The organism is Inquilinus limosus DSM 16000 (assembly GCF_000423185.1).
GTDB lineage: Bacteria > Pseudomonadota > Alphaproteobacteria > DSM-16000 > Inquilinaceae > Inquilinus > Inquilinus limosus.
On record NZ_AUHM01000021.1, the window covers coordinates 117,024 to 140,164 of the forward strand.

The 23,141-nt window shown below is 70.1% G+C and carries 23 protein-coding genes; 21 read left to right on the forward strand and 2 right to left on the reverse strand.

What is annotated here, in order from left to right; all coding sequences use genetic code 11:
• From G537_RS43745 to G537_RS0119075, 6 genes are all read left to right on the forward strand, one after another.
• The gene (locus G537_RS43745) at positions 1-387 is read left to right on the forward strand and encodes a hypothetical protein (protein ID WP_155888667.1); all 387 of its coding nucleotides are present in this window, start codon (positions 1-3) and stop codon (positions 385-387) included.
• A 175-nt stretch (positions 388-562) separates the two neighbouring features.
• A complete protein-coding gene (locus G537_RS43750; RefSeq protein ID WP_026871489.1) occupies positions 563-1,249 on the forward strand; it encodes a hypothetical protein in 687 nt (228 codons plus the stop codon).
• Between the two features lie 49 nt (positions 1,250-1,298).
• Complete coding sequence (locus tag G537_RS0119055; RefSeq protein WP_026871490.1) at positions 1,299-1,850, forward strand: hypothetical protein; 552 nt, start codon at positions 1,299-1,301, stop codon at positions 1,848-1,850.
• 28 nt (positions 1,851-1,878) lie between these two features.
• On the forward strand, positions 1,879-2,259 hold the full coding sequence (locus tag G537_RS43755) for a hypothetical protein (RefSeq protein WP_155888668.1): 381 nt from the start codon (positions 1,879-1,881) through the stop codon (positions 2,257-2,259).
• Between the two features lie 130 nt (positions 2,260-2,389).
• Positions 2,390-3,220 (forward strand): helix-turn-helix transcriptional regulator, encoded by an 831-nt coding sequence (locus G537_RS0119065; protein WP_026871491.1) that lies wholly within the window; start codon positions 2,390-2,392, stop codon positions 3,218-3,220.
• Positions 3,221-3,619: 399 nt separating this feature from the next.
• Positions 3,620-3,829 carry a DUF1127 domain-containing protein gene (locus G537_RS0119075; protein WP_026871492.1) on the forward strand — a complete coding sequence of 70 codons (210 nt, stop codon included), beginning with the start codon at positions 3,620-3,622 and terminating at the stop codon, positions 3,827-3,829.
• Between the two features lie 62 nt (positions 3,830-3,891).
• Here the strand turns inward: G537_RS0119075 and G537_RS0119080 are convergent, their stop codons facing one another.
• Positions 3,892-5,490: a peptide ABC transporter substrate-binding protein gene (locus G537_RS0119080; protein WP_026871493.1), complete on the reverse strand. Its 1,599-nt coding sequence runs from the start codon at positions 5,488-5,490 to the stop codon at positions 3,892-3,894.
• A gap of 185 nt (positions 5,491-5,675) precedes the next feature.
• On the opposite strand from G537_RS0119080, the gene G537_RS0119085 reads away from it, so the two are divergent.
• Together G537_RS0119085 and G537_RS0119090 are read left to right on the forward strand one after the other, a co-directional pair.
• Entirely contained in the window at positions 5,676-6,881 is a 1,206-nt protein-coding gene (locus tag G537_RS0119085) for a CaiB/BaiF CoA transferase family protein (RefSeq protein WP_026871494.1), read from the forward strand.
• Between the two features lie 114 nt (positions 6,882-6,995).
• Complete coding sequence (locus tag G537_RS0119090) at positions 6,996-7,535, forward strand: hypothetical protein (RefSeq protein WP_026871495.1); 540 nt, start codon at positions 6,996-6,998, stop codon at positions 7,533-7,535.
• Positions 7,536-7,626: 91 nt separating this feature from the next.
• On the opposite strand, the gene G537_RS0119095 is transcribed toward G537_RS0119090, so the two are convergent.
• The gene (locus G537_RS0119095; RefSeq protein WP_155888669.1) at positions 7,627-7,866 is read right to left on the reverse strand and encodes a hypothetical protein; all 240 of its coding nucleotides are present in this window, start codon (positions 7,864-7,866) and stop codon (positions 7,627-7,629) included.
• A 261-nt stretch (positions 7,867-8,127) separates the two neighbouring features.
• Here G537_RS0119095 and G537_RS0119100 point away from each other — a divergent pair, with 261 nt between their 5' ends.
• The 13 genes from G537_RS0119100 to G537_RS0119160 all read left to right on the forward strand — a co-directional run bounded on the left by G537_RS0119100 (position 8,128) and on the right by G537_RS0119160 (position 22,857).
• Complete coding sequence (locus G537_RS0119100; RefSeq protein ID WP_026871497.1) at positions 8,128-8,994, forward strand: dienelactone hydrolase family protein; 867 nt, start codon at positions 8,128-8,130, stop codon at positions 8,992-8,994.
• Positions 8,995-9,120: 126 nt separating this feature from the next.
• Positions 9,121-9,648, forward strand: coding sequence for a DUF2975 domain-containing protein (locus tag G537_RS0119105; protein ID WP_026871498.1), 528 nt, complete (start codon positions 9,121-9,123; stop codon positions 9,646-9,648).
• Between the two features lie 5 nt (positions 9,649-9,653).
• A complete protein-coding gene (locus G537_RS0119110; RefSeq protein ID WP_026871499.1) occupies positions 9,654-9,890 on the forward strand; it encodes a helix-turn-helix domain-containing protein in 237 nt (78 codons plus the stop codon).
• A 62-nt stretch (positions 9,891-9,952) separates the two neighbouring features.
• On the forward strand, positions 9,953-10,753 hold the full coding sequence (locus tag G537_RS0119115) for a MipA/OmpV family protein (RefSeq protein ID WP_026871500.1): 801 nt from the start codon (positions 9,953-9,955) through the stop codon (positions 10,751-10,753).
• An 8-nt stretch (positions 10,754-10,761) separates the two neighbouring features.
• Positions 10,762-10,938, forward strand: a complete 177-nt coding sequence (locus tag G537_RS0119120; protein WP_155888670.1) for a hypothetical protein — start codon at positions 10,762-10,764, stop codon at positions 10,936-10,938.
• Between the two features lie 55 nt (positions 10,939-10,993).
• Positions 10,994-11,176, forward strand: coding sequence for a DUF6726 family protein (locus G537_RS0119125; protein ID WP_026871502.1), 183 nt, complete (start codon positions 10,994-10,996; stop codon positions 11,174-11,176).
• A gap of 101 nt (positions 11,177-11,277) precedes the next feature.
• Positions 11,278-12,516, forward strand: coding sequence for an MFS transporter (locus G537_RS0119130; protein ID WP_026871503.1), 1,239 nt, complete (start codon positions 11,278-11,280; stop codon positions 12,514-12,516).
• A 220-nt stretch (positions 12,517-12,736) separates the two neighbouring features.
• A complete protein-coding gene (plsY, locus tag G537_RS0119135; protein ID WP_026871504.1) occupies positions 12,737-13,387 on the forward strand; it encodes a glycerol-3-phosphate 1-O-acyltransferase PlsY in 651 nt (216 codons plus the stop codon).
• A gap of 54 nt (positions 13,388-13,441) precedes the next feature.
• Positions 13,442-14,581, forward strand: coding sequence for a DNA-processing protein DprA (dprA, locus tag G537_RS0119140; RefSeq protein ID WP_034852227.1), 1,140 nt, complete (start codon positions 13,442-13,444; stop codon positions 14,579-14,581).
• 75 nt (positions 14,582-14,656) lie between these two features.
• The gene (topA, locus tag G537_RS38715; RefSeq protein ID WP_034852229.1) at positions 14,657-17,302 is read left to right on the forward strand and encodes a type I DNA topoisomerase; all 2,646 of its coding nucleotides are present in this window, start codon (positions 14,657-14,659) and stop codon (positions 17,300-17,302) included.
• A 391-nt stretch (positions 17,303-17,693) separates the two neighbouring features.
• The gene (rnr, locus tag G537_RS38720) at positions 17,694-19,994 is read left to right on the forward strand and encodes a ribonuclease R (protein WP_064742169.1); all 2,301 of its coding nucleotides are present in this window, start codon (positions 17,694-17,696) and stop codon (positions 19,992-19,994) included.
• A gap of 318 nt (positions 19,995-20,312) precedes the next feature.
• Positions 20,313-21,878: a S41 family peptidase gene (locus tag G537_RS38725; protein ID WP_051248617.1), complete on the forward strand. Its 1,566-nt coding sequence runs from the start codon at positions 20,313-20,315 to the stop codon at positions 21,876-21,878.
• Positions 21,879-22,068: 190 nt separating this feature from the next.
• On the forward strand, positions 22,069-22,857 hold the full coding sequence (locus G537_RS0119160; protein ID WP_026871506.1) for a sulfite exporter TauE/SafE family protein: 789 nt from the start codon (positions 22,069-22,071) through the stop codon (positions 22,855-22,857).
• Positions 22,858-23,141 lie beyond the last annotated feature (284 nt).

The window sequence follows — 23,141 nt, forward strand, 5'->3', positions numbered from 1 at the left end:
ATGTTCGCACGGATGTTGAGCGCAGAAATGAAGCCAATCTACAGGGAGATCGACGTAGAAAGCCCTGACATCGCTCGTGTCAGGGAACTTATTTTGAAGATGGACGGGGAATCCATTGATAATGTTGTGATTATTTGTCAGGACAATTCGGAATTTCACGTTGGCGGCGGAAAGAGTAATGAGATAATTGTTTCGTATGAAAATAAAGATGAATCCCTCAATATGATTAGCGGAACCGACACATCGGAAGCAGAGCTAATGGCCGGAGGCCAAGCGATAGTGATGGAAAGGAGATTTTTAATAAAAAAGGATGAATTCATTCATTTTCTTGAGAAATTTGTGAAGGACAAAAAGGAATCTTTTGCAAATAGCCAATGGGAAAACTAAAGGCGCTATAGCGCCGTAGGTAATCTGGTGGACCCGATCTGTGGGCGGTTTTAGAGATTTTCTGGAGCGGGAAGCTGGGTATGAAACCCAGCTGTCGCTCTATCGGGGACAGATCTCCATCCTCGATCCCCTATGGGAGCAGCCGCCGCAATGGTACGGCACGCCGCCTGCGCTGTTGCCGCTGGCGAGCGACGGGTCGGGCCCGACCTGCCTCGGGCTCTGGTTCCCCTGGTTTCTCGATCGCGCGCCGACCACCGTCAAATTCTATGTCGAGCCGGCCATCGCCGCCGAGATCGCTCGGACGACCGCCCAGTTCGGCACCTGGCTGGTCGTCAACGCGATCGTCACCCGGGACGGCGTCGATCCGGAGGTCGAAGCGCTCGCGGCGGCGCTCGGCGTTGCCGATCTTGCGGCGATCGACCAAGCCACCCTCGCCACGGGCGACGATCCGCTTGGCCTGGGGACGCTCGATGAATTCCGCGTCGACACACCCTCGGAGACGGTCCCGCTGCACGGCGGGTACGATGGCAGCTTTCCGCGGCTGGACGGTCCGCCGGCTGTCTGGGAGCGCGCCAGCTGGTACGAGATCCCGGAGGAGGCGCGAAGCGCCTGGCCTCCCGCCATTCCGCGCCAACCCTGGCATGGTGAAGGCTTATCCGCCGCTTCGCTGTTCCAGGCCACTCTCGGACAGGGGGATCTCGGCCGGGCCTGGCTGGCCCTCAACACCCCGGGATGGCGGGTTCGCGACGCCGTCGCCGCCCTGCGGCAGCTCGTGGGGGCGGCGGGGGACATCCGCTTCGCCCGCTACGCCGAAGGCTGGATCGACCTTGCATCCGCCGCCGGCCCCCAGGAGAGCTACTGACGATGGCCGGCACTCGGCTGGCCGCGCCTCAATCCGCAGAGGAACGGCGATGATCCCGGATCCGGAATTCTACCTGGAACCGATCAGATTTCTGTACGACCCGGGCCTTTTCTCCGGAATCGGGACGAGAATGCCGCCGAACGCCGAGGTCGTCACAAGCCTTGAGACGGCGAACAGCCTCGCCTTCAGCCAGCATGTCCCGGACGATTTCGTCATCTGGACGGATTTTTGTGACGACATCGCGAGAAGGCTGCGGGCAGACCCCGCCTTCGATCAGGCGCAGGCGATTGTGGGAACCGAAGCGCTGAACCTGCAGAAGGCCCACCTGCCCCGTTTCAAGGAATTCAGATGGAAGCTGGTCCGGAAGACCGCGTCCGATCTGGACAAGTTCAGGTTCTCAGATGCATCCGACGATGCGCATCATATGCTGTCCTTGATATCAGTAGGGCGATTGATATTCGGGTTGGAAAATCTCGATATTCTGGAGCGGATCTACGAAATCTACCGCCGCGGCGGATGGCCATGCGGCATCAGGAAAGACGGGCGGACGATGATGGTGTTCGATCCATCCGTCCTAATGGACGAGGGTCGAGGCACCTAGAGGGAGGGAGCATGCCGCGATACCGGCCATGGATCCCCCGATGGAGGGAACGTGGCATCCTGGCGAATGTCAGGAGGATGGAACCGGAGCAACTGTCGGCGATCGAACGCCGATCGCCCCCGGGAAGCTACCTCGACTTCCTCGCGAGGTCGGATACGGCAGCTTCGGACGATCACACCTATCCATCTATAACGGCTTTCTGAAATCGAAAGAGCTGCTTGGACGCGACGCTCGCGAACTCGATGACATCTTGTTCTTCGGGGACGACTTCTCCGGCACGCTGTTTTGCTTCGACTGCAAGCGCCCAGGACTCGTGTTTGCTGTCGATTCGAGCAGCATGGAATTGACGGAAGAGAGCCGGGGTTTCGAGGCCTTCATCGTCGACTATCTCAACAGGATCGCCGGATAGCCACCGGCCGAGGGGCTGGAGCCCTCCCCGCCTCCCGCGACACCGGGCAATGGCGTGATGGCGCCAAGACCACCCGCCAGCTATGGTGGCCCGTCCACCCCAGCCGGGAGGCGGCGGGCCGCCGCGGGCCATGACGGATGTCTCGGTCGAATCCCTCCTGAAGACGGAGATCGTCGCGATCCGCGACGTCGCCTGCAGCGGCGCCTGCCGGCACAAAAGCGCCGAGGAATGCGCGGCCGCCACCCATCTGGTGTTCCCCTATCGCGGTGTCTTCGTGCGCCATCTCGGCGCCGACGACGCGGTGGCCGAGGCCAACCAGGTGCTGTTCTTCAATCCGGGGGAGAGCTACCGCGTCAGCCATCCGGTGGCGGGCGGCGATTCCTGCCTGGACCTGGTGGTCGACGACGCGCTGCTGCGCGAGCTGGCGCCGCGGGACCTGCTGCGCGACGGCGCGGCGGCGGCGTTCCGCCGGCAGCGGCTGCGCATCGACGCGCGCACCCAGGCGCTGGTGGCGCTGCTGCGGCACAGCCTGCGGCGCGGCGCCGCCGAGACGCTGGAGGCGGAGACCCTGGCGCTGACCCTGGTGCGGCGCGCCGTCGGCGAGCGCACCTCGCACCCGGCCGGGGCCAGCCGCGGCCTGCAGAAGCTGGTGGACCGCGCCAAGCTGGCGCTGTCCGCCGACCTGGCGCGGCGCTGGACCCTGGCCGAGATCGCGGCCGAGGTCGGCGTCTCGCCGGTCTATCTCACCCAGCTGTTCCGTCAGGTCGAAGGGCTGCCGCTGTACCGCTACCAGCTGCGCCTGCGGCTGGCGCGGGCGCTGGACCTGCTGGGCCGGTACGACGACCTCACCGTGCTCGGCCTCGATCTCGGCTTCTCCAGCCACAGCCATTTCACCGCCGCCTTCCGCCAGGCCTATGGCCGCAGCCCGGCGGAGTTCCAGCGCTCGGTCCGCCTGCGCTGACCGATCCGGGTGCAATATTGATGGCCCTTGAGATCGCCTCTCCGGCTCCTTTCGTCATGGCGAGGCGCGAAGCGCCGTGGCCATCCAGGGGCCGGTGCCGCTGGATGGCCGCGCCCCTGCGGAGCTCGCCATGACGGATCTCTATTTCAGGCCGTTGGTGTAAGTCCCTAAAGATTCCGACAGCGGCCTCGTCGCCGGAAGTGCTCCCCTGCCCTCGCCCGGACATCGGGCGGAAAAGGAGAGCCCCATGAGCGAGAGAACCTGTGCCGCTTGCGACTGCGAGCTCGACGCCGAGACGATCAAGGTGACGATCGGCGGCCAGACGGTGGAGGTGTGCTGCGAGGCTGCGCCCGGGCGCTGCGCGAAGCCGACGCCTCGACCGCGGCCGGGGAGTGACCGGTGCGCGCCCTGCCGGCCATCGCCGCGACGCCGCGCGCGGCCCGCCGCGGCGGCTTCGCCCGGTTCCTCCTGCGCCTGGCCGCGCTGTGGCTGCGGCGGTCGCGGACCCGGCGCCAGCTCTGGACGCTGAGCGACCACGAGCTGCGCGACCTCGGCCTCGAGCGCTATGCCGCCCACCGCGAGGCGCTGAAGCCGTTCTGGAAGGGGTGACATGGAACGGCCCCGCCTCCGGGCTGGAGGCGGGGCCGCATTCAGGGTTCCGAAACCGCGGTCTACCGCTCGACCGACAGCCAGCGGCTGAGATGGTTGTCGAGGACGTTGTCCTGCCACCCCTTCACCTTGGTCGAGAGCATCCGCTTGCTGGTGTAGACATAGATCGGGATGATCGGCTGGTCGGCCAGCATGGTCTGCTCGGCCTTGGCCAGGATCTGGCCGCGCTTGGCCAGGTCGGCCTCGGCCGCCGCCTCGTCCATCAGCTTGTCGTAGGCCGCGCTGGCATAGCCCGAATAGTTCTGCTCGCCGCTGGTGCTGCGGAACAGGTCGAGGAAGTTGCTCGGGTCGTCGAAATCACCGATCCAGGAGGTGCGGCCGACGTCCTTGTACTCCTTCTTGCGCAGCCCGTTCTGCATCGTGCCCCATTCGACATTGGTCAGCTTGGTGTCGATGCCGAGCTTCTGCTTCCACATGGCGCCGATGGCGACGGCGATCTTCTTGTGGCTTTCCGAGGTGTTGTAGACGATCTCGACCGTCAGCGGCTTGTCCGGACCGAAGCCGGCCTTGGCCAGCAGCTCCTTCGCCTCGGCGTCGCGCTCGGCCTGGGTCTCCTGCGCCTCCTTCGGCGTCCAGGCGGCGAAGTTGCTCATCCCCGGCGGCACGAAGGTGTAGGCCGGCAGTTCCTCGCCCTGGGTGATCTTGCTCACCAGCACCTCGCGGTCGATCGCCAGCGACAGGGCACGGCGCAGCTCCGGATGGCTCTTCCAGGGCTCATGGGTCGTGTTGATCGTGTAGTAGTAGGTGCCGATATAGGGCGCGATCCGCACCTGGTCCGCCATGGTCTGCTTCAGCTCCGGGATCTGCTGGCCCGGCAGCGTGTAGGTGTAGTCCAGCTCGCCCGTCTTGAAGCGCTGCAGCTCGGCGTCGACATCCTCGGTCACGAAGAAGGTGACGGTGTCGATCTTGACGTTGGCCGCGTCGTGGAACTCGGGGTTCTTCACCAGCCTCACATGCGACTGCGGCACCGTCTCGGCCAGCTTGTAGGCGCCGTTCGAGACCAGGTTGCCCGCCTTGACGTAGTCGTCGCCGAACTTCTCGACATTGGCGCGGCTGAGCGGGAAGGTCGCGTGATGCGTCAGGGTCGACAGGAAATAGGGCGTCGGCCCGACCAGCGTGACCTCGAGCGTGCGGTCGTCGACCGCCTTGACGCCCAGCGTGTCGGCCGGCTTGTTGCCGAGGCGGATGTCCTTGGCGTTGACCACCTGGTCGATGAAATAGGCGTAGGGGCTGGCCGTCTTCGGGTCCAGGAGGCGCTTCCAGGCGAAGACGAAGTCGCCGGCCGTCACCGGCGTGCCGTCCGACCACTTGCCGTCGGCGCGCAGCTTGAAGGTGTAGGTCTTGCCGTCGTCGGAGACGGTCCAGCTCTCCGCCGCGCCGGGCACCGGCTGCGACCGGGCGTCGTTGGTCAACAGGCCCTCGAACAGGTCGTTCTGGATGTTCGCCTCGCTGACGCCCGAGGACTTCTGGATGTCGAGCGTCTCCGGCTCCGGCCCGTTGCCGACATTCAGCACCATCTCGGCCGAGGCCATCTGCGACATCCCGCCGAGCAGCGCTGCCGCCAGCAGGCCGCGGGCGAGGACCCTGGGGAAGCCTTGCATCAATAATCTCCCTGTTGGGCAGGCTCTTCTTCGGCCGCCAAGGCTATGGCCTATACCACCGGCGCGTCCCTGCCAAAAAGGAGGAAGGTCTTAACCTGGGGTCATGATCCATCGGGGCCGCGCCGATTGCGGCCCCGCCGCGCCTGGGCTAACCAGGGCATCGCAGAAAGGGAGGTTTCCCGAGAATGACCGACAGCCCCGCCGGCGCCCTGGCCGGCCTCAAGGTGCTCGACCTGACCCGCGTGCTGGCCGGCCCCAGCGCCACCCAGATCCTGGGCGATCTCGGCGCCGACGTGGTCAAGGTGGAGCGGCCGGGCGTCGGCGACGACACCCGCAAATGGGGCCCGCCCTTCCTCCGGGACGCTGAGGGCAACGACACGACCGAGAGCGCCTACTACCTCAGCGCCAACCGCAACAAGCGCTCGATCGCCATCGACTTCACGCAGGAGGACGGCCGCGCCCTGCTGCGCCGGCTGGTCGCCAGGGCCGACGTGCTGGTCGAGAACTACAAGCTCGGCGACCTCGCCCGCTACGGCTTCGGCTACGACGACCTGAAGGACGAGTTCCCCGCGCTGGTCTACTGCTCGATCACCGGCTTCGGCCAGACCGGCCCCTACGCCCCGCGCGCCGGCTACGACTACCTGATCCAGGCGATGGGCGGGATCATGAGCCTGACCGGCCCCGTCGACGGCGAGCCGATGAAGGTCGGCGTCGCCATCGCCGACCTGATGACCGGCACCTATGCCACGATCGGCATCCTGGCCGCGCTCGACCACCGCCGCCGCACCGGGCGGGGGCAGCTGGTCGACATGGCGCTGCTCGACACCCAGGTGGCCTGGCTGTCCAATGCCGGCCAGTACTACCTGACCTCGGGCGTGCCGACGCCGCGCACCGGCAACGGCCACCCGACCATCGTGCCCTATCAGGCGTTCCGAGCGGCGGACGAGTACCTGATCCTGGCGGTCGGCAACGATTCGCAATTCGCCAAGTTCTGCGACGTCGCCGGGCGGCCGGACCTGGCGGCCGATCCGCGCTTCGCCACCAACCAGGCGCGGGTGCGCAACCGCGAGGTGCTGGTGCCGATCGTCGCCGGGCTGATCGCGGAGAAGCCGCGCGGCTTCTGGCTGCAGGCGCTGGAGGCCCGGCAGGTGCCCTGCGGCCCGATCAACACCATCGACCAGGTCTTCGCCGACCCGCAGGTCGCGGCCCGCGGGATGCGGATCGAGATGCCGCATCCGCTGGCGCCCGACCCCATCGCCCTGATCGGCAGCCCGATCAAGCTGTCGGAGACGCCGGTCAGCTATCGCCACGCCCCGCCGGTGTGCGGCGCCGACGGCGAAGAGGTGCTGCGCGACTGGCTCGGCGAACCGGAACCGATCTCCGGGCGTTAATAAGGGGAACTGAGGCTGGCGTCATGCGCCGGCGAGGCGCGCGGGCCCGCAATCGGGCCGCGTCGCGCCAAGGTCTCGTCGTGCCAAGGCGCCGAGAGGATGGAGTACAGAGACATGGTCAAGACAGTCCATGCGGCCTCCGCCGCGGCCGTGGCCGCGTTGCTGATCGCGTCGCCGGCCCTGGCCCAGACCACCGTCATCACGCCGTCGCAGCCCACGGTCGTCACCCCGGCGCCGCCGCCGGCCGTCGTCACGCCCGCGCCCGCCCCGGCGGTCGTCGCCCCGGCGCCGGTCCGTCCGGCGCCGACGACGGCCTATCCGGTCGACCCGAACGCCCGGATGCAGCAGCCCTATGTCGTGCAGGGCGGCGTGCAGCCGCGCCACCCGCCGGTGACGGCGATGCCGAGCGGCCCGGCGCCGGCCGATCCGCGCGCATACGCCACCGACACGCCGATCACGGTGACCGGTCATGTCGACGGTGTCACCCATATGGGCGGCGTCACCTCGTTCCGGCTGCAGACCCCGACCGAGGCCTGGACCGTCGTGGTGCCGGGTGGCCAGCCCGCCCGCATAGGGCGCTCCGCCACCGTGACCGGCTACCCGCACGTCGAGGTGCGCAACCAGCTGCTGGCCGAGAGCGTCTCGGCTCGCTGAGGCCGGCCGATCGGCAGATAAAAAGAACCCCGGCGCCGAGGCCCGACGCCGGGGTCTACATGAACGATCGCTGGAAGGGGGAGAGAAGCGATCAGTTCACGGTCGTGGACGACGTCGGTGACGCCGTCGAACTGGTCTTCCGGTGGGCCCGGGCATGCTTGGCATGCTTGGTCGTGCGATGGGCCGCACGGTGATGCGCCGCCTTGTGATGGGTCACCTTGTGCTGCGTGGTGGCCGCCGGCGCCTGGGCGTCCGTCGGGCCTGCGCTCTGGGCGAAGGCCGCGGCGGGCAGGGCCATTGCCATGAAGCCGGCGAGGATAAGTTTCCGCATAGTCAAGCGCTCCCGGGAGCCGTGTCGAACGGCACATCCGACCGTGCCGCACGGCCAAAGAACGCCATGAATCGGGGGTCGGAAGCAGCTTAATTCCAGGTAATCCACCTAAACTCTTCGTAAACTTCCAGCCCGGGCCGATACGAAGGACCGCGCCCCGCGGCATCGCCGCGGTCGACAGGCCGCCGCCCCCTTCCTATCGTTCGCAGCCAGCCGGAGCGCGCCTCCGGTCCCTCGCCGTCGACCACGAAGGGGCCCGCCATGACCAGCTTCGATTCCGACATCCTGAGCCTGCGGCGTTCCGCCGACCTGAGCCGCCGCGGCTTCGCCGTGACCTCGCTGATCGCGGGCTTCGCGCTCGCCACCCAGCCGGTCTCGGCCGCGGCCATCACCACCGACACCGAAGGGCTGGACGCCGGCGAGGTGCAGGTGCCGGTCCAGGACGGCCGGATCCCGGCCTATCGCGCCAAGCCCAAGGCCGGCGGCCCGGCCCCGGTGATCCTGGTGGTGCAGGAGATCTTCGGCGTGCACGAGCACATCAAGGACATCTGCCGCCGCCTGGCCAAGATCGGCTACTACGCGATCGCGCCCGAGCTCTATGCCCGGCAGGGCGACGCCGGCAGCATCAGCGACGTCCAGCAGTTGATCTCGACCATCGTGTCCAAGGTGCCGGACGCACAGGTGCTGTCCGACCTCGACGCCACCGCCGCCTTCGCCGGCACCGATGGCGGCGACGCCGCCCGGCTGGGCATCACCGGCTTCTGCTGGGGCGGCCGGATCGTCTGGCTCTATGCCGGGCACAACCCGAATCTCAAGGCCGGCGTCGCCTGGTACGGCAAGCTGGTCGGCCAGCCGACCGAGCTGCAGCCGAAGAACCCGATCGATCTGGTCGCCGACCTCAAGGCTCCGGTGCTCGGCCTCTACGGCGCCGCCGACACCGGCATCCCGGTCGACACCGTCCGGCAGATGGAGGAAGCGGCGAAGGCCGCCGGCAAGACCGTCGAATTCGTGGTCTATCCGGACACGCCGCACGCCTTCAACGCCGATTACCGGCCCAGCTACCGCCAGGGCCCGGCCGAGGACGGCTGGAAGCGGCTGCAGGCCTGGTTCCGCACGCACGGGCTGTGACCCGCCGGTGAAGGCGAGAGGTCGGCGGCCCCTCGCCGTCGTATCGAAAAACGATAAATGATTATTGACCGCCGATATGGCCGCACGCATAGTGGGGTCGTGATTCGACTGGGTGAGTCTTCGTTCATGAACCGCGTCGCGCGCCTCAGCAGCGTGCTCCGTCCCGCCGTCTCGGTCCTGGCCTGGCTCATCCTGCTGGCGACGATCCCGTTCCTGGCCTGGGTCGTCGTCTACGGCGACGCCGACCTGTCGAAGGACGTCAACGTCCCGGTGTCGTCGCTGCCGCTGCTGCCGGTGGTGCTGTTCCTGGCGCTCTACGCGCTGCGCTCGCTGCTGATGGTGGTGGCGCTGTTCTCGCTGCGCCGGATCCTCAACCACTTCGGCCGCGAGCAGTACTTCACCCGCGACTGCGTCGCCGGTTTCCGCCGCATCGGGCTGCAGCTGGTGGCGCTGGCGGCGGTCGACGTGCTGACGCCGATTCTCACGATATTGGCCCTGTGGGCCACCGAGCCGCGCTTCGACCCGTCCGACATCTGGATCCTGTTGACCGATCTCCCCTTCATGCCGTTGGTGGGAGGCCTGTTCGCCCTGATCATGGCCCATGTCCTCGGACAGGCGGCCGATCTGGCGGAAGACGCGGCCCTGACGGTGTAGCCCGGATGCCCATCATCGTGCGCCTCGACGTCGTTCTGGCACAGCGGAAGATGAGCCTGACGGAGCTGTCCAACGCGGTCGGGGTCAGCATCCCCAACCTGTCGATCCTGAAGACCGGCAAGGCGCGCGCGATCCGGTTCTCCACCCTGACGGCGCTGTGCCGGCACCTGCAGTGCCAGCCCGGCGACCTGCTCGAATACGTGCCCGGCCCCGGGGACGACGCCCCGGATCCGCCCGACTAGGCCGCCTACGCCCGCGGGCGCGCCCGCCTCTTCCCCCGACCGATCGACCCAGCGAGGATCCGATGATCTCCCGCAACGCCCGTGCCTTGCCTGCCGCTGTCGTTCTGGCCCTCCTGGCGCCGCACCGGTCCGCCGAGGCCCAGGAAGCCGGCAGCGGCCTGGCCGGCTCCTCCCTGATCGTCGGCCTCGGCGTCGCCGGCGGCTTCGCCCCGACCTATGAAGGGTCGAAGCGCTACGAGCTCCTGCCCGCCCCCGCGGTCAGCCTGTCGTGGAACGACACGCTGCTGATCGAGAACACCACGGCCCGGCTGGCGGTGGTCCGCACGCCCTGGCTGCAGGCCGGCCCCCTCGCCGCCTGGCGCCCGGGTCGGGAGGAGGACGACGACCGCCGGCTGAAGGGGCTGGGCGACGTCGACGACGCCGTCGATCTCGGCGCCTTCGCCCGCATCGGCTTCGGCGGCTGGTCGGCCTCCGTCTCCGCCCGGCAGGACGTGATCAGCGGCGGCGGGGCGCTGGTCACCTTCGACACCGGATACGAGCTGCCGCTGTCCGACGTGCTCACCCTGTCCGTCGGCGCCGACGCGACCTGGGCCAGCGACGATTACATGTCGGCGAATTTCGGCGTCACCCGCCGGCAGGCCCGGCGCAGCCGGTACCGGGAATTCGACGCCGGGGCCGGCTTCAAGACTCTCGGCCTGTCGCTCGGCACGGCCTATGCGCTGAGCGAGCGCTGGTCGCTCGGCGCCGCTGCCGGCTGGGAGCGCCTGCTGGGCGACGCCGCCGACAGCCCGATCGTGCGGCAGGGCGGCTCGCCGGACCAGGCCTACGGCTTCGTCAGCATCAGCTATCGGTTCGGCCTGTGATGCACGTCATGGTCTGGCTCGGCAGCGTCATGCTCTATGCCCCGCAGCCGCTCACCGGCCTCAGGCAATGCGCCGTCTGGCTCGGGGCGCTGCTCTGCGGCGCATTGTATCTCTGGGCCTGCGCGCTGTGCGCCGCCGCCCGGGACCGGCCCGATCCCCGGCCGGATCGATCGCCGCAGAGATGATACAATGATGGTATCGAGACCGTTCCACCCGATGAGACGACGCGAAGGACGAGACATGACCCGTGCTTTCCGCCTGCCGACCCTGCTGCTGGCGCTGGCCGCCGCGGCCAGCGCCCTGGCCGGCTGCGGCGTCGTCGCGGCGCCGTTCCGAGTCACCGGCGCCGTGGTGAAGGCCGTGCCGGTGGTCGGCCATCCGGTCGCCGCCCCGTTCGACGCGACCGGCGACGCCATCGACTGAGGGCGGGCCCGGCCTGCGCGCCGGGCAGCCATCCCGGCGCGCAGGGTTCCGCCGTCGGTTGCGAACCGCTATCGTCGGCGCCCCTTTCCGCAGCGCCGCCGATGACCGCCGACGAGCCTCCCCCTGCCGCATCCGGAAGCGTCTTCCGCCATCGCGGCTTCGCCTGCTACTGGACCGCCAAGCTGATCGCGACCTTCGCGGTGCAGTTCGTCAGCGTCGCCGTCGGCTGGCAGGTCTACGACCTGACCCGCGACCCGTTCGACCTGGGCCTGGTCGGGCTGGTGCAGTTCCTGCCGTCGCTGGCGCTGGTGCTGGTCACCGGCGCCGCGGCCGACCGCTACAACCGGCGCATGATCATGGCGGTCTGCATCGTCGGCGAGATCCTGTGCGCCCTGGCGCTGCTGGCCCTCACCATCGGCGGCGACCACCGGGTCTGGCCGATCTTCGCGGTCCTCGCGGCGCTCGGCGTCGCCCGCGCCTTCCTCAACCCGGCGGCGCAGTCGCTGCTGCCCAACCTGGTGCCGGCCGCGGACCTGTCGACCGCGATCGCCTGGAACTCCTCCTCCTGGCAGATCGGCACCATCACCGGCCCGGTGATCGGCGGCCTGCTCTACGGCCTGGCGCCCGAGGTGCCCTATGCCAGCGCCGCGGTGCTGATGGCGGCTTCGGTCGTGCTGGTGGCGCTGATCCCGAAGCCGGCGCAGAAGACGGTGCCGGAACCGGCGAGCTGGGACAGCCTAGGCGCCGGCTTCCGCTACATCTGGGGCGAGAAGGTGGTGCTGGGCGCGATCTCGCTCGACCTGTTCGCCGTGCTGCTGGGCGGAGCCACCGCGCTGCTGCCGGCCTATGCCCGCGACATCCTCGATGTCGGGCCCTGGGGCCTCGGCCTGCTTCGGGCCGGCCCTGGCATCGGCGCGCTGGTGGTGGCGATCTGGCTGGCCCGAAGGCCGATCGAGGACCGGGCCGGGCTGATCCTGTTCGTCTGCGTCGCCGGCTTCGGCGCCTTCACCTGCGTCTTCGGCGCCTCCACCCTGCCCTGGCTGTCGATCCTGGCGCTGATCCTGATGGGCGCCTTCGACATGGCCAGCGTCTATGTCCGCGAGACCCTGATCCAGCTGTGGACGCCGGATTCGCTGCGCGGCCGGGTCAACGCCGTGAACATGGTGTTCGTCGGCGCCTCGAACGAGGTCGGTGAGTTCCGCGCCGGCCTCTCGGCGGCGCTGATCGGCGTGGTCCCGGCGGTGGTGGTCGGCGGCCTCGGCACCATGGCCGTGGCGGCGCTGTGGTCGGCCTGGTTCCCGCAGCTGCGCCGGATCCGCCACCTGAACCACGCCGCCTGACGCCCCGCGGCCGGAACTATGGAATCCGTCATGGCGAGCCCCGAAGGGGCGTGGCCATCCAGGGCCGCTCGCGCCGGCCCCTGGATGGCCACGGCGCTGCGCGCCTCGCCATGACGACAAGGGGGAGTCGTTTCAAGACTGCCGGCGTGACACCCGACATCCCCGTTCCCCCGGCCGGGAAAATCGCCATGATGGTCGCGGCGCAGGAACGGATTCGCTCATGTCATTCGATGCCTCCTCGGTTTGGGCGCTCGTCGCCGCGGCGGTGCTGGGCTATCTGCTCGGCTCGATCCCCTTCGGCCTGGTGCTGACCCGCGCCGCCGGGCTGGGCGACATCCGCAGCATCGGCTCCGGCAACATCGGCGCCACCAACGTGCTGCGCACCGGCCACAAGGGCCTGGCCCTGGCGACGCTGCTGCTGGACGGCGGCAAGGGCGCGATCGCCGTGCTGGTCGCCGGCCTGTTCGATCCGTTGCTCGCGGTCCTGGCCGGCGGCGGCGCCATGCTGGGCCACCTCTTCCCGGTCTGGCTCGGCTTCAAGGGCGGCAAGGGCGTGGCCACCGCCCTGGGCACTCTGCTCGCCATCATGTGGCCGGTCGGCGTGCTGTGCTGCCTGGTCTGGCTCGTGATGGCCTTCCTGTTCCGCTACTCCTCGCTGGCATCGCTGACCGCGACCGCCGCGGCGCCGGTGCTGGCCTGGGCCCTGTCCGGCGTGCCGGTCTTCGGCACGGTCTGGACCGACCTGCCCCGCGCGGCCCTGGCCCTGTTCATCGCCGTGCTGGTGTTCATCCGCCACGACGGCAACATCCGCCGCCTGCTGCGCGGCGACGAGCCGAAGATCGGCCAGAAGAAAAAGGCGGCGGCAGGCTGACCGCGGCGCGATCCCCGATTGACCCGGCCGGCGCCCTGCCATGAAGCTGAGCGCATGACGACGACGCCCCGGCGCCCCTTGAGCGAAGCCGAACGGTCGGACTGGCTTCGCCTGGCCCGGACCGATTCCGTCGGCCCCATCACCTTCCACACGCTGATCGCCCGCTACGGCACCGCCGGCGCCGCGATCGAGGCGCTGCCCGAACTGTCGCGCCGCGGCGGCCGCAGGGTCGAGCTGAAGCCGCCCCCGGCATCCGAGGCGCGGCGCGAGCTGGAGGCGCTGGGGCGGATCGGCGGCCGCGTCGTCGCCGCCTGCGAGCCCGACTATCCCGAGACGCTGGCCGCGGTCGAGGACGCGCCGCCCGTGCTGTCGCTGCTCGGCCGCGGCGACCTCGCCGGCCGGCCGATGGTCGGCATGGTCGGGGCGCGCAACGCCTCGCTGAACGGCCGCCGCTTCGCCCACGACATGGCGCGTCAGCTCGGCGAGGCGGGCTTCACCGTGGTCTCCGGCTTCGCCCGCGGCGTCGACACCGCGGCGCATGAGGGCGCCTTCGCCACCGGCACGGTGGCGGTGCTGGCCGGCGGCCTCGACATCATCTACCCGCCGGAGAATGCCGGGCTCTACGACCGCCTCGCCGAATCCGGCCTCCTGGTGGCGGAGAGCGCCCTCGGCACCCAGCCGACCGCGCGCCACTTCCCGCGCCGCAACCGGCTGATCTCCGGCCTCTCGCTCGGCGTCGTGGTGATCGAGGCCGCGCTGCGCTCCGGCTCGCTGATCACCGCCCGCATGGCCGCCGAGCAGGGCCGGCAGGTGCTGGCGGTGCCGGGGTCGCCGCTCGACCCCCGGGCCCAGGGCTGCAACCGGCTGATCCGCGGCGGCGCCACCCTGGTCGAATCGGCCGAGCATGTGATCGAGGCGCTGGCGCCCCAGGTCTCCACGCCGTTGCGCGAGCCGGTCCGCGCCGCCCCGCGGCCGCTTCCGGGCGAGGCGGCCGCCGGCCCCGGCGAGGCCGAATCCGACCGCGCCCGGGTCATGGCCCAGGTGCTGGAACGGCTGTCGCCGACGCCGACGGCGGTTGACGAACTGTTGCGCGATTGCCAATTGTCTCCGCCGGTGGTGCTGACCGTGCTGCTGGAGCTCGAACTCGCCGGCCGGATCGAGCGCCAGCCCGGCAACCGGATCAGCCTGCTCTGACCCGCCGCCCCGCGGTGGGTCTTTATTCCTGGCGCCGCCGCCCGGCGGCGCCGCTGTCGTAACGAGTGTGGCGCTTTGGCAGACCAGACCCTCGTGATCGTCGAATCGCCCGCGAAGGCCAAGACGATCAACAAATATCTCGGCCGGGACTTCACGGTGCTGGCCAGCTTCGGCCATGTCCGCGACCTGCCCGCGAAGGACGGCTCGGTGCGCCCCGAGGAAGACTTCGCCATGGATTGGGAGCTGGCCGACCGCGGCAAGTCCCGCATGGACGAGATCGCCCGCGCCGCCAAGGACGCCTCCCGCGTGCTGCTGGCCACCGACCCGGACCGCGAGGGCGAGGCCATCTCCTGGCATGTGCAGCAGCTGCTGCGCGAGCGCCGCGGGCTGAAGGACCTGGATATCCGCCGGGTGACCTTCAACGAGATCACCAAGTCGGCCATCCTCGACGCCGTCGCCCATCCGCGCGACCTCGACCGCGAGCTGATCGAGGCCTATCTGGCCCGCCGGGCGCTGGATTACCTGGTCGGCTTCACCCTGTCGCCGGTGCTGTGGCGCAAGCTGCCGGGCTCCCGCTCCGCCGGCCGCGTCCAATCCGTGGCGCTGCGCCTGATCTGCGAGCGCGAGCTGGAGATCGAGCGCTTCCGGCCGCGCGAGTTCTGGAGCATCGAGGCGGTGTTCCGCACGCCGAAGGGCGAGGAGTTCACCGCCCGGCTGACCCATCTCAACGGCCGCAAGCTCGACAAGTTCGACCTGCCGGACGAGGCCTCGGCCCGGGCCGCGGTGGCCACGATCGACCCGCTGGCCTTCGCCGTCGTCTCGGTCGAGACCAAGCAGGTGCGGCGCCACCCCGCGCCGCCTTTCACCACCTCGACCCTGCAGCAGGAGGCGTCGCGCAAGCTGGGCATGAGCGCGACCCAGACCATGCGCACGGCCCAGCGCCTCTATGAGGGCGTCGATCTCGGCGGCGAGACCGTCGGCCTGATCACCTATATGCGGACCGACGGCCTGACCCTGGCCGGCGAGGCCATCGCCCAGGCCCGCCAGGCGATCGGCAGCCTCTACGGCCCGACCTACGTCCCGGGCCAGCCGCGGGTCTACAAATCGACCGCCAAGAACGCCCAGGAGGCGCATGAGGCGATCCGCCCGACCGATCTGCGCCGCCGGCCCGAGGAGGTCGCCCGCTTCCTGTCGCGCGAGGAGCTGCGGCTCTACGAGCTGGTCTGGAAGCGCACCATGGCCTGCCAGATGGAATCGGCGGTGCTGGACCAGGCGATCGTCGACGTCGCCGACGCCCGCCAGACCGCGGTGTTCCGCGCCGTCGGCACGGTGGTCCGCTTCGACGGCTTCCTCAAGGTCTACCAGGAGGACCGCGACGATCCCTCCGGCGAGGAGGACGAGAGCCAGCGCCGCCTGCCGGCCATGGCCAAGGGCGACGCGGTCGACCGCCGCAAGACCGTGCCCGAGCAGCACTTCACCCAGCCGCCGCCGCGCTACACCGAGGCCAGCCTGGTGAAGCGCATGGAGGAGCTGGGCATCGGCCGCCCCTCCACCTACGCCTCGATCCTGCAGGTGCTGCAGGACCGCGAATACGTCCGGCTGGAGAAGAAGCGCTTCATCCCGGAGGATCGCGGCCGCATCGTCACCGCCTTCCTCGAGAACTTCTTCCGCCGCTACGTCGAGTACGACTTCACCGCCAAGCTGGAGGAGCAGCTCGACGACATCTCCGGCGGGCGGCTCGACTGGAAGCAGGTGCTGCGCGACTTCTGGGCCGCCTTCCACGCCGCGGTGGAGGAGACCAAGGATCTCAAGATCGGCGACGTGATCTCGGCGCTGGACGAGGCGCTGTCAGATCACCTGTTCCCGCCCAAGGGCGACGGCACCGACCCGCGGCTGTGCCCGTCCTGCGCCAAGGGCCGGCTGGGGCTGAAGCTGGGCCGCACCGGCGCCTTCGTCGGCTGTTCGAACTATCCCGAGTGCCGCTACACCCGGCCGCTCGGCGCCCCGGCGGAGGAGAACGGCGGCGAGGAATCGGCCCTCCCGCGGCATCTGGGAGAGGATCCGGAGACCGGCCTGCCCGTGTCGATCCGCAAGGGCCCCTACGGCATCTACGCCCAGCTCGGCCCGCCCCAATCAGGTCCGGGGGACGAGGCCGAGAAAGGCGCCAAGCCGAAGCGCGCCTCGCTGACCAAGGCGCAGGATCCGATGGCGATGACGCTGGAGGAGGCGCTGGCCCTGCTGTCGCTGCCGCGCGAGATCGGCCGGCATCCGGAGTCGGGCGAACCGATCGTCGCCGGCATCGGCCGCTTCGGCCCCTATCTGAAGCATGGCGAGCGCTACAAGAACCTGCCGCCGGACGAGGACGTGCTGAAGATCGGCATGAACCGCGCCGTCGACCTCTTGGCCGCCGACAACGGCCGCGCCGCCCGCGCCAGCGCCGAGCCGCTGCGCGAGGTCGGCCCGCATCCGGCGGACGGCGAGCCGATCAAGGTCTTCGCCGGCCGCTACGGCCCCTATGTCCGCCACGGCAAGGTCATGGCCTCGCTGCCGAGGGGCGTCGAGCCGGAGGCGGTGACCGTGGACAAGGCGGTCGAGTGGCTGGCCGCCAAGGCGGCGAAGGGCCCCGCCAAGGGCGGCCGCGGCCGTGCGGCGCCGAAGTCGTCCGCGAAGAAGACACCGGCCAAGAAGGCAACAGCGCGCAAGGGCAAGGCGGCCGAGTGAACGCACCCGAATCCCCCCTCTCCCGTACCAACCTGAGTCCCCCCTCCCCTCGCGGGAGGGGGGCAGGGGGAGGGGGTTCTCTCGGCTCGCTCGGTCGGTATTCCCTTTGGACATGTTCCGTTGCCTCTCCCGCTTGCGGGAGAGGTCGGGCTCGCGCAGCGAGACCGGGTGAGGGCGGCTCGGCCGCGACACCGGGATCGGCGTTTCAGGACCGGACGGATCATGCGCTCGCTTGCGGCAGAGCCGTGCTTTCGGCGAGGCCGCGATCCCCTCACCCGGACATCCTTCGGATGTCCGACCTCTCCCGCAAGCGGGAGAGGCAATCTGTTCGCAGGCCCGCCGTCGGTATCGCCGATCGATGTGGTGCCACCCCTGGTCCGCACCCCGCGTCATGACAAGGCCCCCGACCCGGAAGGGCGCCAAGCCCGCGGCCAAGGGCCGGAAGGCGGAGAAGCCCTTCCCGACGCGCGAGCAGATCCTCGAATTCCTCAAATCGCGCGAGGACACGGTCGGCAAGCGCGAGATCGCCCGCGCCTTCCACATCACCGGCGACGACCGGGTGCGGCTGAAGGAGCTGCTGCAGGACATGGCCGAGGACGGCCAGCTGGAGAAGCGCCGCGGCCGCCGCATGCGCGTGCCCGGCGCGGCCCTGCCGGGCGTCGCCGTGCTGCGCATCGTCGCCATCGACGCCGAGGGCGAGGCCCTGGCCCAGCCGGTGCGCTGGGAGGAGGACGAGCCGCCCCCGCGCATCGCCATGGCCGCCGAGGGCCGCGGTCAGGGCGCACTGGCCGTCGGCGACCGGGTTCTGGCCCGGCTGCAGCAGAACGAGGACGGCAGTTGGACCGGCCGGACCATGCGCCGGCTGGAGGCCCAGGCCGACCTCCGGGTCGTCGGCGTGTTCCGCCGCGGCCGCGACGGCCAGGCCCGCATCGTGCCGGCCGACAAGCGCGCCCGCGACACCTGGCCGGTGCGCGAGGGCGACACCGCCGGCGCGAAGGACGGCGAGCTGGTGGAAGCGCTGGTCGAGGCCTCCGACCGCCTCGGGCCGCGCCGCACCGTGGTCACCGCCCGCTACGGCGACGCCGAGGATCCGCGCTCGATCAGCCTGATCGCGATCCACGCCGCCGGCATCCCGACCGAGTTCCGGCCCAAGGCGCTGGCCCAGGCCGAGGCGGCGCAGCCGGCCGGTCTCGACGGCCGGGTCGACCTGCGCCCGCTGCCGCTGGTCACCATCGACGGCGCCGACGCCCGCGACTTCGACGACGCGGTCTGGGCCGAGCCCGACCCGGACCATCCCGGCGGCTGGCACCTGATCGTCGCCATCGCCGACGTCGCCCACTACGTGCCGCCGGGGTCGCCGCTGGACCGCGACGCCTTCGAGCGCGGCAATTCCTGCTACTTCCCCGACCGCGTCGTGCCGATGCTGCCGGAGGCGCTGTCGAACGGTCTGTGCTCGCTCAGGCCCAACGAGGACCGCGCCTGCCTGGCCGCGGATCTCTGGATCGACGCGCAGGGCCGGCTGAAGCGCCACCGCTTCCGCCGCGGGCTGATGCGCTCCGCCGCCCGGCTGACCTATGAGCAGGTGCAGGCCGCCCGCAACGGCCGGCCCGACGAGGTCACCGGCCCGCTGCTGGAGCCGGTGATCGCCCCGCTCTACGGTGCCTTCGAGGCGCTGCTGGCGGCGCGGCAGAAGCGCGGCACGCTGGAGCTGGACCTGCCGGAGCGCAAGGTCCAGCTGGACGAGGACGGCCGCGTCGCCTCGATCGGCATCCGGCCGCGGCTCGACAGCCACCGGCTGATCGAGGAGTTCATGATCGCCGCCAATGTCGCCGCGGCCGAGACGCTGAGCGACAAGGGCATGCCGGGTCTCTACCGGGTGCACGACCAGCCCGACCGCGCCCGGGTCGAGGCGCTGAAGGAGTTCCTGGCCCCGCTCGGCTATTCCCTGTCGCTCGGCCAGGTGATGCGGCCGCGGGTGTTCGGCCAGATCCTGACGCGGGCCGAAGGCCGGCCGGAGGAGCCGCTGGTCAACGAGATGGTGCTGCGCGCCCAGGCCCAGGCGGTGTACAGCCCGGAGAATATCGGCCATTTCGGCCTGGCCCTGCCCCGCTACGCCCATTTCACCTCGCCGATCCGCCGCTATGCCGACCTGACCGTGCATCGCGGGCTGATCCGGCTGCTCGGCCTCGGCCAGGACGGCGCGACCGAGGAGGAGCTGTCGCGGCTGGAGGAGATCGGCGAGCACATCTCCGTCACCGAACGCCGCGCCGCCCAGGCCGAGCGCGACGCGGTCGACCGCTACCTGGCGAGCTGGCTGTCCGACCGGATCGGCGCGGTCCTGCCCGGCCGGATCGGCGGCGTCGCCAAGTTCGGCCTGTTCGTGAAGCTGGACGAGTCGGGCGCCGACGGGCTGGTGCCGATCTCGACCTTGCCCGACGACTACTACGACCATGACGAGGCGGCGCACGCCCTGGTCGGCCGGCGCTGGAACCGGGTGTTCCGGCTGGGCGCGCGGGTGCGGGTGCGGGTCACCGAGGCCGATCCCCTGACCGGCAGCACCGTCTTCGCCCTGGTCGACGCCGCCCAGGGCGCCGATGTCGAGGGCTTGCCGCCCCTCGCCGAGCCGGGCCGCCGCGGCCGCCCGAGATCCGGCCCCCGCCCCGGGCCGCGGCGCGGTCCGCGTCGACGCTAGGAGAGGTGGAAACCTCCCCTCTCACCGTCATTGCGCGGAGGCGAAGCCGACGAAGCAATCCATCGGCCCGCACGAGCTGCTCTATGGATTGCTTCGCTGCGCTCGCAATGACGGGTTGGGAATTCGAAACGTCTCGCAAGCGGGTAAAGGGGTCCGATCCGGCCGCCGAATACATACCACTTTATGTCGACGGCCCCTCGGCGCCCGGCGCAGCCCTGCTGCGCTGCAATAACGCCTTTTTCCTGTCAAGTACCTGGCCTAGAGTGCCGGATGAGAAGATCCGGGCCGGAGTTCCATTAAGTGTTTTGTCAGAAGCGGTTGGCGGCGGTTTTTGCAGCGCTGCTGGTGCTTTCGGGCTGTCTCTCCTCCGCCCCGGATTCCCCGGCGCCCGCGCAGGCCGAAGCGCAGATTCGCGAGGCCGGCCATTTCGCCGACCCGTCGGTGTTCACCGTCGGCTTCGACCGCATCCAGGAAGTCTATCTGGTCCAGGAGAATTTCGGAAAGCTGGCGCTGGACGGGCTGAACGGCCTGTCCAAGCTCGATGACGAGATCAGCGCCCGCCGCGACGGCGGCCGGGTGCAGCTGATCCGCGCCGGCCATGTGGTCGCCGATCTCGATTCGCCGGAGCCGGACGCCTCCTACGACTGGGGCACCACGGTCGCGTCGGCGCTCGACGCCGCCTCCCTCGCCTCGTCCAAGATCGCCACCGCCGGGAACGAGGCCGCGTACCAGGCGGTCTATGACGCGCTCCTGGCCGATCTCGACCCCTATTCCCGCTACGTCAACCCGGACCGCGCCCGCGACGACCGCGCCCAGCGCGACGGCTACACCGGCGTCGGCATCGCCCTCAGCGAGGACGAGAAGGGCCGGCCGGTGATCGGCGACGTGTTCCCGGACACGCCGGCGGCGCGCGCCAACCTGCTGAAGGGCTCGCTGATCGTCGCCGTCGACGGCGTGTCGGTCGAGGACGCGAAGGTCGACGAGATCGCCGACCTGATGCGCGGGCCCGCCGGCACCAAGGTCGCCCTGACCGTGCGCGAGCCCCGGGGCACCAGCCGCACCGCCACCATGACCCGCGAGAAGGTGATCGAGAACATGGTGCGCAGCGAGGTGCGCGACAACGTCATCATCATCAAGCTGCTGCGATACAACACCACCGCCGCCCGCGCCGTGCGCAACACGGTGACCGGGCTGCTGCGCGGCCTGAACGGCCGGGCCCGCGGCATCATCCTCGACCTGCGCGGCAATCCCGGCGGGCTGCTCGACCAGTCGGTGGCGCTGGCCGACATGTTCATGGACCACGGCCAGATCGTCTCGACCCGCGGCCGCAACCCGGACAGCGACCAGAGCTTCTCCGCCGGCGACGACGACATCGCCCGCCGCCTGCCGCTGGCCGTGCTGGTCGACGGCCATTCCGCCTCGGCGGCGGAGGTCACGGCCGCGGCGCTGCAGGATTCCGGCCGGGCGATCCTGGTCGGCTCCACTTCCTTCGGCAAGGGCAGCGTGCAGACCGTGACCCGGCTGCCGAATGACGGCGAGCTGTTCCTGACCTGGAGCCGGATCTACGCGCCCTCCGGCTACACCTGGCATCGCCAGGGCATCCTGCCGACCGTCTGCACCAGCGGTAACGGCGCCGACCCCAAGGCGCTGATCCAGGCCTTCCGCGCCGGGCAGCTTCCCAGCCTGGCCGATGTGGCGGCGGAGCGGTTCCGGGCGCCGGACGACGACGCGGCGCTGCGCCGCGTGCGCGCCGCCTGCCCCTGGCAGGTGCACGACGCCGATCTCGACGTCCAGGTGGCGATCGGCCTGCTCAGCGACCCGGCCCTCTACGCCCAGGCGCTGGGCGCACAGGAGCGCGGCGCCGTCGCCGTCCACGCGCAGTAGGCCGGCCGGGACGTCCGCCGGCCCTTCCACAGGGCGATCCCGAAGCGGGACAGCTGACGACAGCCTCCTGAGGCCGGTTCGAGGGGTGCCGCTGCCGCCGTCGAGCGGGCCATCGACCGGGCCGGACCGGAAGCATTGGAACTGAAGCGATGCGGGGCCGTTCACCCGACGGACATCAGCGGGCCTGTCGATGGAAACCTTCGTCCTCTTCCTGCTCGTCGGGTTCGTGGCGCAAGCCATCGACGGGGCGATGGGGATGGCCTACGGCGTCATCTCCTCCTCGGTGCTGATGGCCTTCGGCATACCGCCCGCGACGGCGTCGGCCAGCATCCACGCGGCCGAGGTGTTCACGACCGCGGCCACCGCCACCTCTCACATGGCCCATCGGAACGTGAACTGGCGCCTGTTCTTCCCTTTGGCCGTCTCCGGGGTGATCGGGGCCATACTGGGCGTGACGGTGCTGACCGGCATCCCCGGCGAGGCCATCAAGCCGTTCGTGGCGGCCTATCTCGCCATCATCGGGCTCTACATCCTGGTGCGGGCCATCCGCGAGACCCGGCGCCGTCACCTGCACCCCGGCTGGGCCGCGCCGATCGGGGCGGCCGGCGGCTTCCTCGACGCGCTCGGGGGCGGCGGCTGGGGCCCGATCGTCTCCTCCACCATGGTGAGCGCGGGGGTCGAGCCGCGAAAGGCGATCGGCACCGTGGGGGCCTCGGAATTCATCGTCACCTGCACCGTTTCGGCCGCCTTCGTGGCCGCCCTGCTTTCGGGTCGCTGGCAGGAGGCGGGCGACCTTCGGCAGCATGCGGCGTCCGTCGCGGGCCTGATCGTCGGCGGCCTGGCGGCCGCTCCGTTCGCCGGGCTGATCGTCAAGCGCGTGCCGGCCAAGCCGATGACCTGGGCCGTCGGGATCGTGATCCTGGCGCTCGCCGCCTACCAGTTCGCCCAGATTCTCGGGGCCGCATCCTCGGCGAGCTGATCCGGCTGCGGCATACAGGTCGGCGATGGCGCGGCGCCATGGCGGTCCAGCCTGCCGCCACCCGCGCCGGCCCCCGGGCCGGGCGAGTGAACACAATGTGCAGTTGCGTTAACTCGGCATTCTTGTTCATGATATGTTCCATGAAGGAAGTGCCGCCCGATCTCGACATCCAGGCGTACTGCCGCGGCCTCGCGCTGCAGCAGGTCGAGATGCTCTCGCGTCTCGCCGAGATCGGCATGCGGCTGGCCGAAGGCGCCGGCGCCCGCGCCCTCGCCGCCCAGGCC